Here is a 14,612-nt window from a genome sequence, read left to right as displayed (position 1 = left end):
GGCGGTCCAGCAAGGAGCCAGGTCCATGAAAGTTCTGTTTGCAGGCGGCAACGGCTACACGCCGCAGTTCAGCGGTGGCGTTCAGTCGAGCACGCACCATCTGGTCGAGCAGCTGCGCGAGCACGGTCATGACGCCTCGGTCCTGGCGGCACTGTTCGGTGATGGCATGTTCGGCTTCAAGGCGCGCGCCAAGATGAAACTGCTTCGCCAGCGTGCGGTCATCGACAGCTATCCCGGCTATCCGGTCGTGCGGGCGTGGTTTCCCTGGGAGGCGGCGCGCTTCGCGGTCGAACGGCTCGATCCCGATGTCGCCGTCGTGCAGTGCCACAAATCGGTGCCGATCGGAAAGGCGCTGCAGGCGCTCGGCGTGCCGCTGGTGGTCTATCTGCGGAACGTCGAATTCCACGAGCTGGCCGGCGACCTGCGCGAATTGCATTCGGCGCTTTATATCGCCAACTCCGAATTCACCGCGCGCACCTATAAGGAAAGGTTCGGCATCGACTCGACCGTGATTCCGCCGACCATCAATCCCGGGCTCTACAGCACCCCGACGACCGGCGAATTCGTCACGCTGATCAACCCTTACAATGAAAAAGGGTTCGAACTCGCCGTGCGCATCGCCGGCCAATGCCCCGAAATCCCGTTTCTGTTCGTCGAAAGCTGGAAGCTCGACGACGACCACCGGGCGCAGATCGAACGGACCATCGCGCCGCTGCGCAACGTCAGGCTGGAAAGCCGTACCAGCGACATGAAGACGGTCTATGGCCGCACCAAGATCCTGCTGGCGCCCAGCAAATGGGAAGAGGCCTGGGGGCGCGTGGCATCCGAGGCCCATTGCAGCGGCATTCCGGTCGTCGGGTCCCGCCGCGGCGGCCTGCCGGAAGCGATCGGCGCCGGCGGCGTTGTACTTGACTATGACGCACCGCTCGACGACTGGGTCGCCGCGGTCAGGCGGCTATGGAGCGACAAGGCCGAGTACGACAGGCTGTCGGCGGCGGCGCAGCTGTTTTCGGAGCGGCCGCAAATGAATCCAGACATTCAGTTCGCGACCTTCCTCGGCGTTCTCGACAACGCCAGGCAAGGCGCGCTGGAGCATGCCGCCTGATGCATTTCGTCCAAAACCATACACGTTGCCCAAAAGCCGGCTCTCGCGCCTGACCGGGGTGGGAGCTGCTTTGGGACAACGGCACGCACAACACCAGACGCTTGGGGCGCCTCGCACGGCGGCGACGGGCTTCAGCCCTCATCCGCGCGAGCAGATCGCCGACCGGCCTCGAAAGATCGTCCATTCGATGAAGATTTGCTTCGTAGTTGATAAGTTCCCCTCTTTGTCGGAGACCTTCGTCCTCGACCAGATAGAAGGGTGCCTCGAGCGCGGCATGCAAGTCGGCGTCGTCTGCAACGAGACGTCGTTCGGCAAGGACAGCAACATCGACGATCGCCGCTGGCAGGCGCTGCCTGGCAAGGTCGTCTGCTGGTGGGGCGGACTGGGGCGCTTTCGCCCGACGCTCAGGAGATGGTCGGGCAGGTTCTGGGATAAGCTCTCGACCGTTATCGACATCGCCTTTGCGCGCAAATTGCAGAACGCCGATGTGATCGTCGCGCATTTCGGCAATAACGGCATGCGCGTTGCCCGCGCCATGAAACGAGGCCGGATTTCCGCTCCTTTGGTAACCATATTCCACGGCCGCGATGTCGGCGAACCGCTGCATGACGACACGCTCACGCGCTACAAGGTTGTTTTCGAAAAGGGCGTTCTCCAGCTGCCGGTGAACGCGTTTTTCCGCGACGCCCTGATCGGCGTCGGCGCGCCTGCCGCGCAAGTCATGGTTCACCATATGGGCGTGCGGCCGGGCGAGATCAGCTATCATTGGCGTTCCTGGGACCGGGACACGCTGTCCTTCATCTCGGTCTGCCGGCTGACCGAAAAGAAGGGCATCGAATTCGCCCTGCGCGCCCTCGCCGGCCTTCCGCGGCGCAACTGGGTCTATACGGTGATTGGCGGCGGCGAATTGCTGGAAGAGTTGAAGAAGCTCGCCGCAAATCTCGGCGTTGCCGACCGGGTGACTTTCCTCGGGCCGCGCCCGCACGCCGAGGTCAAGCAGCGCCTGCGCGATGCCCACGTATTCCTGCTGCCCAGCGTTGCTGCACAGGACGGCGATCTCGAGGGTATTCCGGTGGCGCTGATGGAAGCTATGGCCGCCGGGCTGATTGTTGTCAGCACCTATCACTCGGGCATCCCCGAGTTGATCGAGGATCAGGAGACAGGCTTCCTCGCACCGGAGCGAGACGTTGCGGCGTTGGCCCGCAAGCTTGTCTGGGTGGCCGAGAACCCGGACAAATGCGAGCGCATCGCACGTGCGGCGCGCCGCAAGATCGAGCAGGATTTCAACGCGGACCTGCTCAACGAACGTTTTGCGCAGATCGTTGCTCAACTCGCCGAAGCCAGGCGCCCGGCATGAACGCCAACCCGCCCCCCCAGTTCGGTCGCGTCGCTCTGCGCGGCGGCGTGGTGACGATCGGCGCGCAAGGCTTCAAGATGGCGATCCAGTTTCTCTCGGTCATCGTGCTTGCGCGTCTGCTGGTCCCCGAGGATTTTGGTCTCGTGGCTTCCGTCGGGCCGATCGTGGCCTTTGTCGGATTGCTTCAAAACCTAGGCCTGCAGCAGGCTGTGGTCCAGCGCAAGGACATCAGCACCGAACAGCTCAACCAGGTATTCTGGATCAGTGCGCTGGTTGGGCTGGGCAGTGCCGTGGTGGTGGCATGCCTGGCGCCCGCCATCGCCGCCTTCTACGGCGATCAACGCATGGTCGGGATCACCATCGGCTCTGCCTTGCCGCTGCTTCTTGGCAGCCTCGCCGCGGTGCCGCTGGCGCTGATGAACCGTCATTTGCGCTTTGGCCAGCTCGCGCTGAACGATGTGATAACCGCCGCTGCCGGACTTGCGACTACCGCAATCGCCGCCTATGCGGGACTGGGCTACTGGTCGCTGGTCATCGGCCCGGCGGTTTCGGCTGTTGTCGCGCTGGCCGCGGCATGGCAGGTGGCGCGCTGGACGCCGTCGCGGCCGGACCTGAAGGTCGATACCGACATATTGTCCTTCGGCGCCAATCTGACCGGCTTCAATCTGGCCAACTTCTTCTCGCGCAATCTCGACAACATCCTGATCGGAAAATATTCGGGCGCGATCGAACTCGGCTACTATGACCGCGCCTATAAGCTCCTGCTGTTTCCGCTGCAGAACATCAACCAGCCGCTGACACGCGTGATGGTGCCGCTGCTGAGCCGCATCCATGAGGACAAGGCGCGGTTTCGCGACATCTATGTGCGGACCAATTGGATGCTGGCGGCCATCACCATGCCCGGCATCGCGGCGCTGACGCTGACGTCGGACCAGGTCGTCGGGCTTCTCTTCGGCGAGCGCTGGACAGCGGTGGCGCCGATCTTCGCCTGGCTGGGCATCGCCAGCCTGATCCAGTCCGTCTCGAGCACCACCGGATGGATCTTCATCTGCCAGGGCAAGACCAAGACCATGTTCCACTGGGGCATCTACTCGTCGCTGACGACGGTCGCCGCCTTCATTATCGGCCTGCACTGGGGCGCCGTCGGTGTCGCCGCGGCCTACGCGATCAGCGGCTATATGCTGCGCGTCCCGGTGCTTGCCGTTCTTGTCCACCGGGTCGGCCCGGTGACCGCAGCCGACTTCCTGATCATGCAGGGGCTTTTCATCATGTCGTCGCTGCTTGCCTGGTCCGTCTACCGGGAGTTGCCCGTATCGCTGGCCGGCCAGTCAGACCTGCTCGCGGTGGTCCTGGCGGTTGCCCTCAATTATTCGATCGGCCTGATCCTCATGCTTGCCCTTCGCCAGTCGCGCAGTGCGTTGTTCACCACGCTTTCCAGCGCCATGCGCAACGCCCGCTAGGCAGGCAATAACCGGCCTCAAAAGCTCACCTGCCGACATCGCCGACGCATGCTCCTCAAGCACTGCCTGAAGGCTCGTCCTGCGATAGAGGTCGAGATTGGCGGTAAGTCTGCCGAGCTTCTCGCTCGCTTCCTCGGGCGTTACCGTGTCGATGTCGAGCAGCAGGTCGGCGACGCCGATCCGCTTGGCGAGTTCCTTGGTCTTGAATTCATAGGCGATCGGCAGCACCGGCGTGCCGACGCAGAGCGACATGATCATCATGTGCATGCGCGTCGCGACGACGAAGTCGAAGCCTTTCACCAGGGCCATCAGTTGCTCCGGCGTGTGGAACGAAGCGTCCACGCTCACATGCTTGGCGATCTCCGGATCGAGTTCGGCAACGATCGCCCGCGCCGTCTTGGAATCGTCATGGGCGTATTCCGGCACGCCCTGGCAGGTAGAGACGAAGGTCACCTGCTTGGCGTGGTCCCTGACCAGGATGGTCGCAATCTCGCGGATCGAGTCGATGTAGCGGCGCATGCCGCCCTCGCCGTCGCTGACATAGTTCCAGTGACGGACGGAAATGGCGACGCGGCCGGTGACAGTCGCCGACTGGCCGGAGGCCAGAAAACTTCCGATCCTGTCGGTATCGGCCAGCGCAAAGACGGCGTCGGCCACGACGTGGCATTTGCCGGGGTCTTTCACCATGTCCACAATGTGGCCTCTCGAACGTTCATCGCGCAGCAGGATGAGCGGGCTCCGGTCGAAGATCGGGCTCAACTCCTGGCGATTGTAACTTTTGTTGAACGGGCCGAGCGATTGCGTGAAGAAGACCGGGTCCTTGCCCAGAATCGCGTCGATCCGGAATTGATTGAGGCGCCGTTCCAGATTGTAGGTCTCGACGAGATAGGTTCCGCCTGTCGTGACCACGAGGTCGGCGTCTTTGTAGATCTCGAGACCACGGCGATTGCTTGAGCTGAACAAACGCCCGAGAACGCCGCGGATGCCGAACCGCCGCAGGGCATTGAGTACGAGCCGATTGTAGATCGGCTTGAACAGGTTCTTCAGCCCACTGCCGTATTTGTAGCGGAACAGCGATTCCGACAGCAGCTTGTGGAATTCGAGATCTGGATACTCCTTCTTCGTGTAGAGCCTCGCCGCCACCTCCGGCTGGCTGTCGAAGACGTAGAACTGGATATCGTCCTGCACGATCGTCTTGAAAACATGGCGAATCGCCAGGAGAATCGCTGCGTCTCCGGTATTCAGGCAGACGGTGTTTTCAACCGCGATCTTCATTGAATGACCTCATTTCGTGAGTAGTCCCGCGGTTCGGTCGACGGATGCCGAGGTGCGGGTTGGCCGAAAATGCTGCACGCCAAGGATGGTCCTCGCGTCGTGATTATTGGCGCGCAGCCCAATGGCAGGGCCAACGCGCGGTCCATGCGGCCCAAGCAGAGCGAGATTAACCCATCGATTTTGCAGTGCAACAAAAAATGTGGATCTTTGCTACGCTGCAACCAAAAATGTTGCGATGCAGCAAGAGCTGTACTAGCATTGTCGCGGGCGGGCCAACAGCGGTCGAGTTTTTCATGCTGCATGTCTTGTACTTGGTACACGACGTCTCCGACCCGGCAGTGCGCCGGCGGATCATAATGCTCAAGGCAGGCGGCGCCCAGGTTACGCTGGCGGGCTTTCGTCGAACGGCAAGCGCGGTTGCTGATGTCGAGGGCTTGCAGCCGATCGATCTCGGCCCGACGCGTGATGGCCGATTCGCCCAGCGTCTGGCGGCGATCATGAAGGCGGTGGTCTCGACCGGCTCCAAGCTGGGTTCAATGCAACGGCCCGACCTCATTATCGCGCGCAATTTGGAAATGCTGGCGCTTGCCCGGCGGGCCAGGTCGGCTTTCCAGGCAACGGTGCCGATTGTCTACGAGTGCCTCGACATCCATCGTCTGCTGCTTCGCGACGATCCGCTGGGCTGGGCGATGCGCGGCGCAGAACGCTTCCTGGCCAGGGATGTGAAGCTTCTGGTGACCAGCTCTCCGGCCTTCATCGCCAATTATTTCAAGCCGTTCGGACAGATTGCCGCGCCGGTCGAACTGCTCGAAAACAAGTATTTCGAGCCAGCCGCGGCTTCCCTGGATGACCGCATGACGGAGGAGAATCCTGTTGCGCCGCCTTGGCGAATCGGCTGGTTCGGGGCGCTCCGCTGCCGCCGCTCCCTGGAGCTTCTGGCCGAATTTTCGCGCCGCCTCGACGGCCGCTTCGAAATCGTCCTCAGAGGCCGCCCGGCGTTGTCCGAATTTCCCGATTTCCACGGTTTTGTTGAATCGGAACCCTGGCTCTCGTTTGGCGGACCCTATCGCAATCCGGAGGATATGGCGGCGATCTACCGCGAGGTTCACTTTTCCTGGGCCATCGACTTTTTTGAGCAGGGCCTGAATTCCGAATGGCTGCTGCCCAACCGTCTCTATGAGGGCTGCCGCTTCGGAGCCGTGCCGATCTCGATGGGCAACACCGAGACCGGCCGGTTCCTCGATCGGCAAGGCATCGGCGTTCTTTTGCCAGAAGCCACGCCCGAGGCGCTCGAAGCTGCCCTCGGCACCATGGAGCAGCATCGGTTCGAGACATTGAGGGCACGTGTTCTCGCCCGCAATCCGCGCACCTGGAGCTACGACCGCGCCGATTGCCGGGCGCTCGTCGAAAAACTCCGCGGCCTTGCCGCGGCGCCCGGTCCATATGCTGCCGAAGCATTGGCATAGAAGGACGGCCGATGACGCAAACCGAAACGCTCCCATCCTGCATGATCGTGGTTCCGTGCCTGAACGAAGCGCCCCATATCGGCGCGTTGCTTCGAGAGCTCCGCCCTGCGGCCAAGAGGCTGGGCGCCGTGATCATCGTTGCCGATGGCGGCAGTACGGACGGCACCAGGACGATCGTCGCGGATATCGCCGCAAAAGATCAGCGGGTGGTCCTGCTCCACAATGAAAAGCGCTTGCAGAGCGCGGCGATCAATCTCGCCGTTGCCAGGTTCGGGGAGGGCGTCGACTATCTCATTCGCATCGACGCGCATGGCGGCTATCCCGCCGACTATTGCGACCGGCTGGTCGAAGAAGCGCAGGCCACCGGGGCGGATTCGGTCGTCGTCTCGATGCTGACCAGTGGCAGCGGCATGGTGCAGAAGGCGGCGGCCGCGGCCCAGAATTCCAGGCTCGGCACCGGCGGCTCCAAGCATCGGCACCTTTCGGCGGGGGAATGGGTCGATCATGGCCACCATGCGCTGATCCGGATATCGGCCTTCACCGCGGTCGGCGGCTATGACGAGACGTTCAGCCACAATGAGGATGCCGAACTCGACTATCGGCTCCGTCAGGCCGGTTACCGGATCTGGATGACCGGTAAGACACAAATGGTCTACTACCCGCGCTCCTCGCTGAAGGGCCTCTATTTTCAGTATCTCGGCTATGGCCGCGGCCGGGCGAAGAACGTTCTCAAGCACCGCATGATCCCGAAGATCCGGCAGATGGTGCCGCTTCTGGTGTTTCCCGTGGTTCTTCTCGCCGCCTTTTCCTTCGTCCACTGGCTGGCGGCCGTGCCGCTTTTGCTATGGGTCTCGGTCTGCCTTGGCTACGGCTTCTGGACCGCGGTCAGTCAGCGCAAACCCGACATTGCGCTTGCCGGGGTCTCGGCAATGGTCATGCATTTCGGCTGGTCGGTCGGCTTCTGGCTGCAGCTGCTAGCACCGCGACCGCAGCGCGGGGTAGCGTGATGGACCCGGTCAAGAAAAATCGAAGCATCGATATTTGCGTCTGCACATTTCGCCGGCCGGAGCTTGTCGACACGCTCCGCTCCGTAGCAGCCATGGATATGCCCGCGGGATTCGATGTCGGTGTCATCATCGCGGACAACGACGATACGCCGACGGCCGAAACGCTGGTCGCCAAGCTAGCGGGGGAGTTGAAGCTGCCGGTGACCTACCGGCACGCCCCGGCCCGCAACATTTCGATCGCGCGCAACGCTTGCCTCGATGCCAGTGCGGCGGATTTCGTCGCCTTTATCGACGACGACGAGACGGCCACCGCTGGCTGGCTTGCCGAACTGGTGGCGGCGGTGGAAGCAACTGGTGCTGCGGCCGTGCTCGGGCCGGTGCAAGCCCGTTACCTGCCGGATGCGCCCGACTGGATGCGCAAAGGCGATTTCCACTCGACCTCGCCGGTCTGGGTGCGCGGCGAGATCCGCACCGGCTACACCTGCAACGTCCTGCTCAGAATTGGCGCTGAGAGCCTGCGCGGCCGGCGCTTCAGCCTGGCACGTGGCCAGACCGGCGGCGAAGATACGGAATTCTTCGACCAGATGGTCAAGGCCGGCGGCAGTATCGCCTTTTCGCCAGAGGCTTGGGTCGATGAAGTCGTGCCGCCTGCCAGGGCGGCATTCGACTGGCTCGGCCGCCGCCGGTTCCGCGTCGGACAGACGCATGGCCACCTCCTGGGGCGCAACGCGCGCGGCCTTGCCCGGCTCAAGCAGGTCGGCATTGCCGCGGCAAAGGCCGGCTATAGTTTCCTGTCGGCAATTCCGGTCGCCATCGACCCCGTCCGACGGAACCGCAGCGTCCTTCGCGGCATTATGCATGTCGGCGTCGTCAGCGGCCTCGTCGGGGTTCGTGAAATCCGCCAATACGGCCTGTCTTCGCCGCAGCAAGGGGGCAAGCGTGCAGCCTGACGTGAGCTTCGTGATTGCCGCCTACAATGCCGAGGCGACCATCGATCGGGCGATTGCCAGCGCCGTCGCCCAGCGCAATGTCAGCCTCGAGGTCATCGTCGTCGACGACAAGTCGCGCGACCGGACGCTCGACCTGGCGAGATCCTACCCCGAAGACATCGTACGCGTTGTCGCGCTTGAGCAAAACCGTGGGCCTGGCGGCGCCAGGAATGCCGGCCTTGAGCTTGCCCGCGGCAGGTGGGTAGCGGTTCTCGATTCCGACGACGCGGTCTATCCCGGGCGAATCTGCACCATGATCGAACGCGCGGAAAAAGCCGGCGCCGAGATCGCGGTCGATAATCTGCAGGTCGTTCGGGAGGACGGCGTTGCGGAAGAGACGATGTTCCCGGCCGACTATCTGGAAGGGCTCAGTGAAATCTCGCTGGCGGATTACATCGGCGGCAATGTCCTCTTCGAATCGAGGTTCAATCTCGGCTATCTCAAGCCGATCTTCCAGCGCCGGTTCCTGAACGAGAACGGGCTTCGTTACGATGAAAGCCTGATCATTGGCGAAGACTACATCCTCCTGGCCAGTGCTCTGGCCAAAGGCGGCAAATGCGTGGTCGAGCCGACGACGGGCTATATTTACCACATTCGCACCGGTTCCATCTCCCGGGTGCTCGAACTTCATCACGTCGAGGCGATGCGCCGGGCCGATGCCACCTTCGCCGCGACCCATTCCATGGATGCTGCGGCCGCGGCGGCGTTCGCCAGGCGCGCTCGCAGCCTGCGGCGGGCGGCATCATTCCTGTCGCTGGTTCAGCACATCAAGGCGCGGTCCCCGCTCAAGGCGATATGGACGGCGCTCAGCGATCCGGCGGCGGTTCGGCATATGAGCATGCCGATCGCCGTCCGGCTGCGAAGGGTAGCGGCACAGTTTGCCGTGGTGGCGGGGAGGTAAAGGGCTGCAGGCGAATGAAGACAAATTTCGCCGCCTGCGACAGGGTTGAAATCGATCTCCTCAGAAGGAACATGCAATGAAAAAAGTCAGGAAGGCAGTCATACCGGTGGCGGGGCTTGGAACGCGGTTCCTGCCGGCGACCAAATCCATGCCGAAGGAAATGCTGCCGGTGGTCGACAAGCCTGTGGTGCAATATGCGGTGGACGAGGCATTCGAGGCCGGCATCGAGCACATCGTCTTCGTCACCGGCCGCAACAAGGCGGTGATCGAGGACTATTTCGATCTGCATCCTGAACTGATCGGAACCCTGGAGCAGAGCGGCAAGAAGGCGCAGCTCGAATCACTCGAGAGCCTGCTTCCCGTCGCCGGCGCGACGAGCTTCATCCGTCAGCAGTCGCCGCAAGGCCTCGGCCACGCCGTCTGGTGCGCGCGAGAGGTCATCGGCGACGAACCTTTCGCGTTGCTGTTGCCGGATATGGTGTCCTTTGGCGGGCGAGGGTGTCTTGCCGAAGTCGCCGATCTTTATGCGCAGACTGGCGCAAACGTTATCGCCGTCGAGCGTTGCGATCCGACCGAGACCAACAAATACGGCATTGTCGGGCGCGGCGCGGATGTCGGCACCGGCTTCGAGGTGACGGCCATGGTCGAAAAGCCGGCACCGGCCAACGCGCCGTCGAACTTCTACATCAACGGCCGCTACATCCTGCAGCCCGAGATATTCTCGCTGCTGGGCAGCCAGCAACGCGGCGCCGGCAACGAGATCCAACTGACCGACGCAATGGTGCGTCTCGCACAGACGCAGGCCTTCTTCGCCCAGCCTTTCAACGGCCGCATGTTCGACTGCGGTTCGAAGGAGGGCTTCATCCAGGCCAATGTCGCTTTCGCGCTGGCGCGTGAGGACATGAAGGGTCCGATCTTCGAGATGCTGCAGGAATTCGTCCGGTCGCATCAGCGTCGGGAAGAAGCCGCATAATGTCCATTTTTTCGAGGCATTGTGGGTGCGGCTGATGACGCAGGACAGGCCGTTGCGCCGCGCGTAACGCGCACTGTCCGGCGCAGGGTTTGCACCCTATGTGCCGATCTTCGAGGCGGTAGCGCCTGCAAACTAGAATTGGACCGAAGATGAACTATGCCAATTTTCCTGTCGACAAGAGGACGCCATTGCCGACTTCGAGTGCGGCAAACGCCGAAGACTTCATCGACATCGAGCGTCTGCTTGGCATGGCCGCGCGGCAGGCGAAAGTGGTTGCCGCCTGCGCCATCATCGGTCTCTTTCTCGGCGTGCTCTATTTGCAGACCACGCCTCCTACCTATGTGGCGACGAGCAGCGTGCTGATCGACGAAGGATTGAACAAGGTCGTCGACGATATTTCGGCGGCGTCGGTCAGCATGCAGACCGACTCCGCCGTTCTGAGCCAGATCGAAATTCTACAGTCGGCCAGGCTGGCGGGGGTGGTCGTCGACAAGCTGAAGCTCGATCAGAACGATGCTTTCATGAACCCTCCGACATCGGCCCTGTCTAAGGTCGCAAGCTTTGTACGCGGTATCATCCAGTCTGTCCGCCCCAAGCGCGCCGCGAGCACAACCGATGTCACTCAGCTTGATGCCGCGACGCGTGACGCGATCACCGCATCGTCGTCGCCCCGCGACTACGCAATCTTCAAACTGCAGAACCAACTCGATGCCGAGCGGATCGGCCGAAGCTTTGTCATCAGCATCTCCTTTCAGGCGACGGATCCGGCGCTTGCGACCGCCATCACCAAGGCCTATGCCGACGCCTATCTCGCCGATCAGCTTGATGCCAGCTTCGACGCGACCGAGCGGGCGGCTGTCTGGCTGCAAGGCCGGCTGACCGAGCTTCGTGAGAGCTCCCAGGCGGCCGCACTCGCGGTCGAAAAGTTCAGGGCCGAACATGGATTGGCCGTCAATGACGGCCAGCTGATCAGCGACAAGCAATTGTCCGATCTCAACACTCAGCTGATCGTCGCGCAGGCCGATACCGCACGTGCTGGCGCCCGCTATCAGCAGTACAAGTCGATCGTCGAAAGCGGCTCGGACAATGCGTTCAAGGACGCCGCGATATCGAACGACCAGCCGAGCAGCTCCGTCATCACGACGCTGAAGAACCGCTATCTCACCGTCGCCAAGCGGCAGCAGGACGTCGAAGCCAATTTCGGCCCGCAACATCCGCAGGCCGTCGCGCTCGCCAAGGAGAAGGCCGACATATCGGCGCAGATTTTCGGCGAGCTGAAGCAACTGACCGAAAGCTACCGCAACGAATACGAGGTCGCTCTGGCGCGCGAAACCGCGCTCCGCGCAAATGTCGCCTTGGCGGCTGGCAAGAGCTCCATCGACAACCAGTCGCAGGTCAAGCTGCGTGAGCTGGACCAAAAGGCCACGGCGCTGTCGACGCTCTACCAGACGTTCCTGAACCGCTATGAGGAGGCTGCCCAACAGCAATCCTTCCCAGTCGGCAAGATCCGGGTCATCTCGGACGCGACGATGCCACAGTCGGCCGCAACCCCGCGCACGGCCATCGTGCTGGGGCTCTCGCTGGCGCTTGGCATAATGATGGGGGCCGGGGTTGGTGGCCTGAATGAATTCAGAGAACGCTTCTTCAGGACCGGCGAGGATGTGCGCGACCGTGTCGGCCTCAAATTCCTCGGCTATCTCCCGGTCATCGGCAAGGCTGGCAAGGATGACCAGCGCAATGGCGGTCAGCCTGACGTCAAAGTCGTTGAATCCAAGACCGCCAAGTCCTCCAAATCCCAGCCCTCCAAAACATTGTCGGCAGCCGAAAAACGTGCGCGCATGCGGGTAACCGTCGATGCACCGGCATCGATGTTCTCCGAGACGCTGCGCAACGCAAAGATCGCCTTCGACGTCGTGATAGAAGGCCAGGGCAGCCGGGTCATCGGCGTGGTCTCGGTGCTTCCGGGCGAAGGCAAGTCGACGGTGGCGGCCAATCTTGCCGGGCTGCTTGCCGCCAACGGATCGAAAACGCTGCTGATCGACGGCGACTTGCGCAATCCCGGCCTCAGCCGCAGCCTCGGCATGGAGGCCGAGCAGGGCTTGATGGAAGCGGTGGTGAGCGGGCAGACCTGGCAGTCGGTCGGCAAGATCGACCGGCAGACCAAACTGGTGATCATCCCGGCCGTCCTGCGTGGCCAGTTTTCGCATACCAGCGAGCTTCTGTCTTCGGCCGGCATGCGGCGCTTCATCGACAACGCCAAGGAAACCTTCGAGTACATCATCGTCGATCTGCCGCCGCTCGGGCCTGTCGTCGACGCCAAGGCCTTCGCTCCGCTTGTCGACGGCTTCGTGCTGGTCACCGAGTGGGGACGCACGCCGCGTGCGATGGTGCAATCGATGCTGAGCTCGGAACCCTATATCGCGAAGAAGATCATTGGCGCGGTCCTGAACAAGGTCGAGCTGAAGAAACTCGCCAAGTATGGCGCGATCGGCGGCTCGGAAAAATTCTTCGACAAATATTCGAGCTATTATCTGGAAAAATCAGAAGCGCGCACAAAGGCGGCTGCCTGAGTGCGGTCCGCGCGTTTCGAGCATTTTTGCACCGAAGCGGAATCACCCGGCGTCGCAAAGATCTATTAGGGTGTTGACATTCTGAGATGCTTGCTGATGAAGCTAAGCCTCTCCAAGCCTCTGCGCACTTCCGGCGCCCTCATGAAAAGCCGCCACAACAGCCCTGTACGATGGTTCTCGATCATCGCGATGATCGGCCCCTGATTGATCGCCAGATAGGTTCGGGAGTACCAGTTGCGGCTTTCGCAAAACGCGTCAACAAAGCCGAAGCGGCCCCATATGCGTTTTCGAGGCTTGCCCAGGAAGCCACGCAGTGCGCGCATCGCCTCCGCCGGGGCATAGGGAAAGCTCGACAGGGCAGCAGACGGAGTGATCACGCCAAAGTCCCTGTCGGGTGCATGCGCGACGTATCCTCGCGGCCCATGGCTCGCGGTCAGACCCCAGCAGTCCGGTCCATATCCCAAATGGCTATGGGGATTGCGAACGCAATGCCGATAATTGATCTGCGTATGACTGACGTTCTGTTGCCAGTAATCGGCGTAGCGGTCACTTAGGCCCCGGGGATCGAGCCCGGAGAAAGAATAGTGCGAAAAGAAGAGCGGGCCACCAGAATTCATTCCCAACGGCAGCACGATCCCGTCATGGTCGCGCCCGTTTCGAAAGCCAGGTCCTACAGCAAAACCCTCGTGATAGATTCCCGGATCAATAGGGTGGCGCGCCGATCCCGCCGCCAGCACGAAAGTGAGCAGGCATTCGTTCCAACCCCTGATCGGGCTGTCCATCGCCCAGCCAAAATTAGGGCTCCAATGCCACATGAGTTGCCGAGCGCCGCGTGTAAACCAGTTCCATTCGGCCTGTAGCAACAGCGCGTCCACGCGCTGGCGCAGGCGCACTTCGCCAGTTGTCATCCCGGCGAAATACTCACGGGCGCAAATCAGACCCTGAAACAGGAAGGTGGTTTCGACGAGATCAGCGCCGTCGTCCTTGCGACGAAACGGGATCGTCGCACCAGTTCGCCCGTTGATAAAATGCGGAAAAACGCCGTGGTAGCGCGGGGAGTTCTCCAAGAAATCGAGCATGCCGTGCAATCGCAGCAAAGCCACGGTGCGGTCGATCCATCCCCGCTCGACCGCAACGATGATGGCTGCAATGCCAAAACCGGCCCCCCCGATCGTCACCAGATCGTTGGCAGGATCACCTGTGGTCTTTTGCCGGTCGCGGGCAAGACCGCTGACGGGATGCGCGCCTTCCCAGAAATAGCGCACCGTCTGCCGCTGCACGACATCCAACAGCGCATCATCGTCGAGCTCGAGAGTATTTTCCGGGAGGTCGAGTGCTGGAATCATCGAGCCGGTGTTAGTGCCTCGGGTGTCCTAAGGCCATTCCTAAAACAATTGTGCGCACGGACCGGCCGCTCACTCGTGTCAGGCCGATTCAATTCGCGACAGGTGCCTGGCGACCCGGTAGAAAGAAAATCAAGGGGAAACAGCCCCTGGATTGGCCTCGAAG

General features: G+C 62.0%; 10 protein-coding genes and 1 pseudogene. 9 read left to right on the top strand and 2 right to left on the bottom strand.

Annotated features, from left to right (window positions below; all coding sequences use genetic code 11):
- Window positions 1-25: 25 nt before the first annotated feature.
- From NKJ09_RS08720 to NKJ09_RS08710, 3 genes are all read left to right on the top strand, one after another.
- The gene (locus tag NKJ09_RS08720) at window positions 26-1,105 is read left to right on the top strand and encodes a glycosyltransferase (RefSeq protein WP_023717986.1); all 1,080 of its coding nucleotides are present in this window, start codon (window positions 26-28) and stop codon (window positions 1,103-1,105) included.
- Window positions 1,106-1,175: 70 nt separating this feature from the next.
- Window positions 1,176-2,462, top strand: a complete 1,287-nt coding sequence (locus tag NKJ09_RS08715; protein WP_352591600.1) for a glycosyltransferase — start codon at window positions 1,176-1,178, stop codon at window positions 2,460-2,462.
- The gene (locus NKJ09_RS08710) at window positions 2,459-3,922 is read left to right on the top strand and encodes a lipopolysaccharide biosynthesis protein (protein WP_352495742.1); all 1,464 of its coding nucleotides are present in this window, start codon (window positions 2,459-2,461) and stop codon (window positions 3,920-3,922) included. Before NKJ09_RS08715 ends, NKJ09_RS08710 begins: the two co-directional genes overlap by 4 nt.
- Before the next feature lie 222 nt (window positions 3,923-4,144).
- Here the strand turns inward: NKJ09_RS08710 and NKJ09_RS08705 are convergent.
- Window positions 4,145-5,197 (bottom strand): annotated as a pseudogene (locus NKJ09_RS08705) (polysaccharide pyruvyl transferase family protein); the annotation flags it as partial.
- Window positions 5,198-5,490: 293 nt separating this feature from the next.
- Here NKJ09_RS08705 and NKJ09_RS08700 point away from each other — a divergent pair.
- The 6 genes from NKJ09_RS08700 (at window position 5,491) to NKJ09_RS08675 (ending at window position 13,103) form a co-directional block, all read left to right on the top strand.
- The gene (locus NKJ09_RS08700; protein ID WP_023717982.1) at window positions 5,491-6,663 is read left to right on the top strand and encodes a glycosyltransferase family protein; all 1,173 of its coding nucleotides are present in this window, start codon (window positions 5,491-5,493) and stop codon (window positions 6,661-6,663) included.
- Window positions 6,664-6,674: 11 nt separating this feature from the next.
- On the top strand, window positions 6,675-7,670 hold the full coding sequence (locus NKJ09_RS08695; protein ID WP_352483973.1) for a glycosyltransferase family 2 protein: 996 nt from the start codon (window positions 6,675-6,677) through the stop codon (window positions 7,668-7,670).
- Complete coding sequence (locus NKJ09_RS08690; protein WP_023717980.1) at window positions 7,670-8,620, top strand: glycosyltransferase family 2 protein; 951 nt, start codon at window positions 7,670-7,672, stop codon at window positions 8,618-8,620. The genes NKJ09_RS08695 and NKJ09_RS08690 overlap by 1 nt, the downstream gene beginning before the upstream one ends.
- Complete coding sequence (locus NKJ09_RS08685; protein ID WP_023717979.1) at window positions 8,610-9,560, top strand: glycosyltransferase family 2 protein; 951 nt, start codon at window positions 8,610-8,612, stop codon at window positions 9,558-9,560. Before NKJ09_RS08690 ends, NKJ09_RS08685 begins: the two co-directional genes overlap by 11 nt.
- A gap of 76 nt (window positions 9,561-9,636) precedes the next feature.
- On the top strand, window positions 9,637-10,533 hold the full coding sequence (galU, locus tag NKJ09_RS08680) for a UTP--glucose-1-phosphate uridylyltransferase GalU (protein WP_352483974.1): 897 nt from the start codon (window positions 9,637-9,639) through the stop codon (window positions 10,531-10,533).
- Window positions 10,534-10,682: 149 nt separating this feature from the next.
- Window positions 10,683-13,103, top strand: a complete 2,421-nt coding sequence (locus tag NKJ09_RS08675) for a polysaccharide biosynthesis tyrosine autokinase (RefSeq protein WP_352483975.1) — start codon at window positions 10,683-10,685, stop codon at window positions 13,101-13,103.
- Window positions 13,104-13,168: 65 nt separating this feature from the next.
- On the opposite strand, the gene NKJ09_RS08670 is transcribed toward NKJ09_RS08675, so the two are convergent.
- Window positions 13,169-14,449 carry a glucoamylase family protein gene (locus tag NKJ09_RS08670; RefSeq protein WP_352495743.1) on the bottom strand — a complete coding sequence of 427 codons (1,281 nt, stop codon included), beginning with the start codon at window positions 14,447-14,449 and terminating at the stop codon, window positions 13,169-13,171.
- Between the last annotated feature and the right edge of the window lie 163 nt (window positions 14,450-14,612).

The sequence above is a fragment of the Mesorhizobium sp. M0189 genome, assembly GCF_040322135.1.
In the GTDB taxonomy this organism is placed as follows: domain Bacteria; phylum Pseudomonadota; class Alphaproteobacteria; order Rhizobiales; family Rhizobiaceae; genus Mesorhizobium.
This window is presented reverse-complemented; position numbering and strand designations above follow the sequence as displayed.

Bases quoted from the DNA above. Each gene is read 5' to 3' on its own strand.
- NKJ09_RS08720 (WP_023717986.1), top strand. From the start codon at position 26: ATGAAAGTTCTGTTTGCAGGCGGCAACGGCTACACGCCGCAGTTCAGC.
- NKJ09_RS08710 (WP_352495742.1), top strand. From the start codon at position 2,459: ATGAACGCCAACCCGCCCCCCCAGTTCGGTCGCGTCGCTCTGCGCGGC.
- NKJ09_RS08700 (WP_023717982.1), top strand. From the start codon at position 5,491: ATGCTGCATGTCTTGTACTTGGTACACGACGTCTCCGACCCGGCAGTG.
- NKJ09_RS08695 (WP_352483973.1), top strand. From the start codon at position 6,675: ATGACGCAAACCGAAACGCTCCCATCCTGCATGATCGTGGTTCCGTGC.
- NKJ09_RS08690 (WP_023717980.1), top strand. From the start codon at position 7,670: ATGGACCCGGTCAAGAAAAATCGAAGCATCGATATTTGCGTCTGCACA.
- galU (WP_352483974.1), top strand. From the start codon at position 9,637: ATGAAAAAAGTCAGGAAGGCAGTCATACCGGTGGCGGGGCTTGGAACG.
- NKJ09_RS08675 (WP_352483975.1), top strand. From the start codon at position 10,683: ATGAACTATGCCAATTTTCCTGTCGACAAGAGGACGCCATTGCCGACT.
- NKJ09_RS08670 (WP_352495743.1), bottom strand. From the start codon at position 14,449: ATGATTCCAGCACTCGACCTCCCGGAAAATACTCTCGAGCTCGACGAT.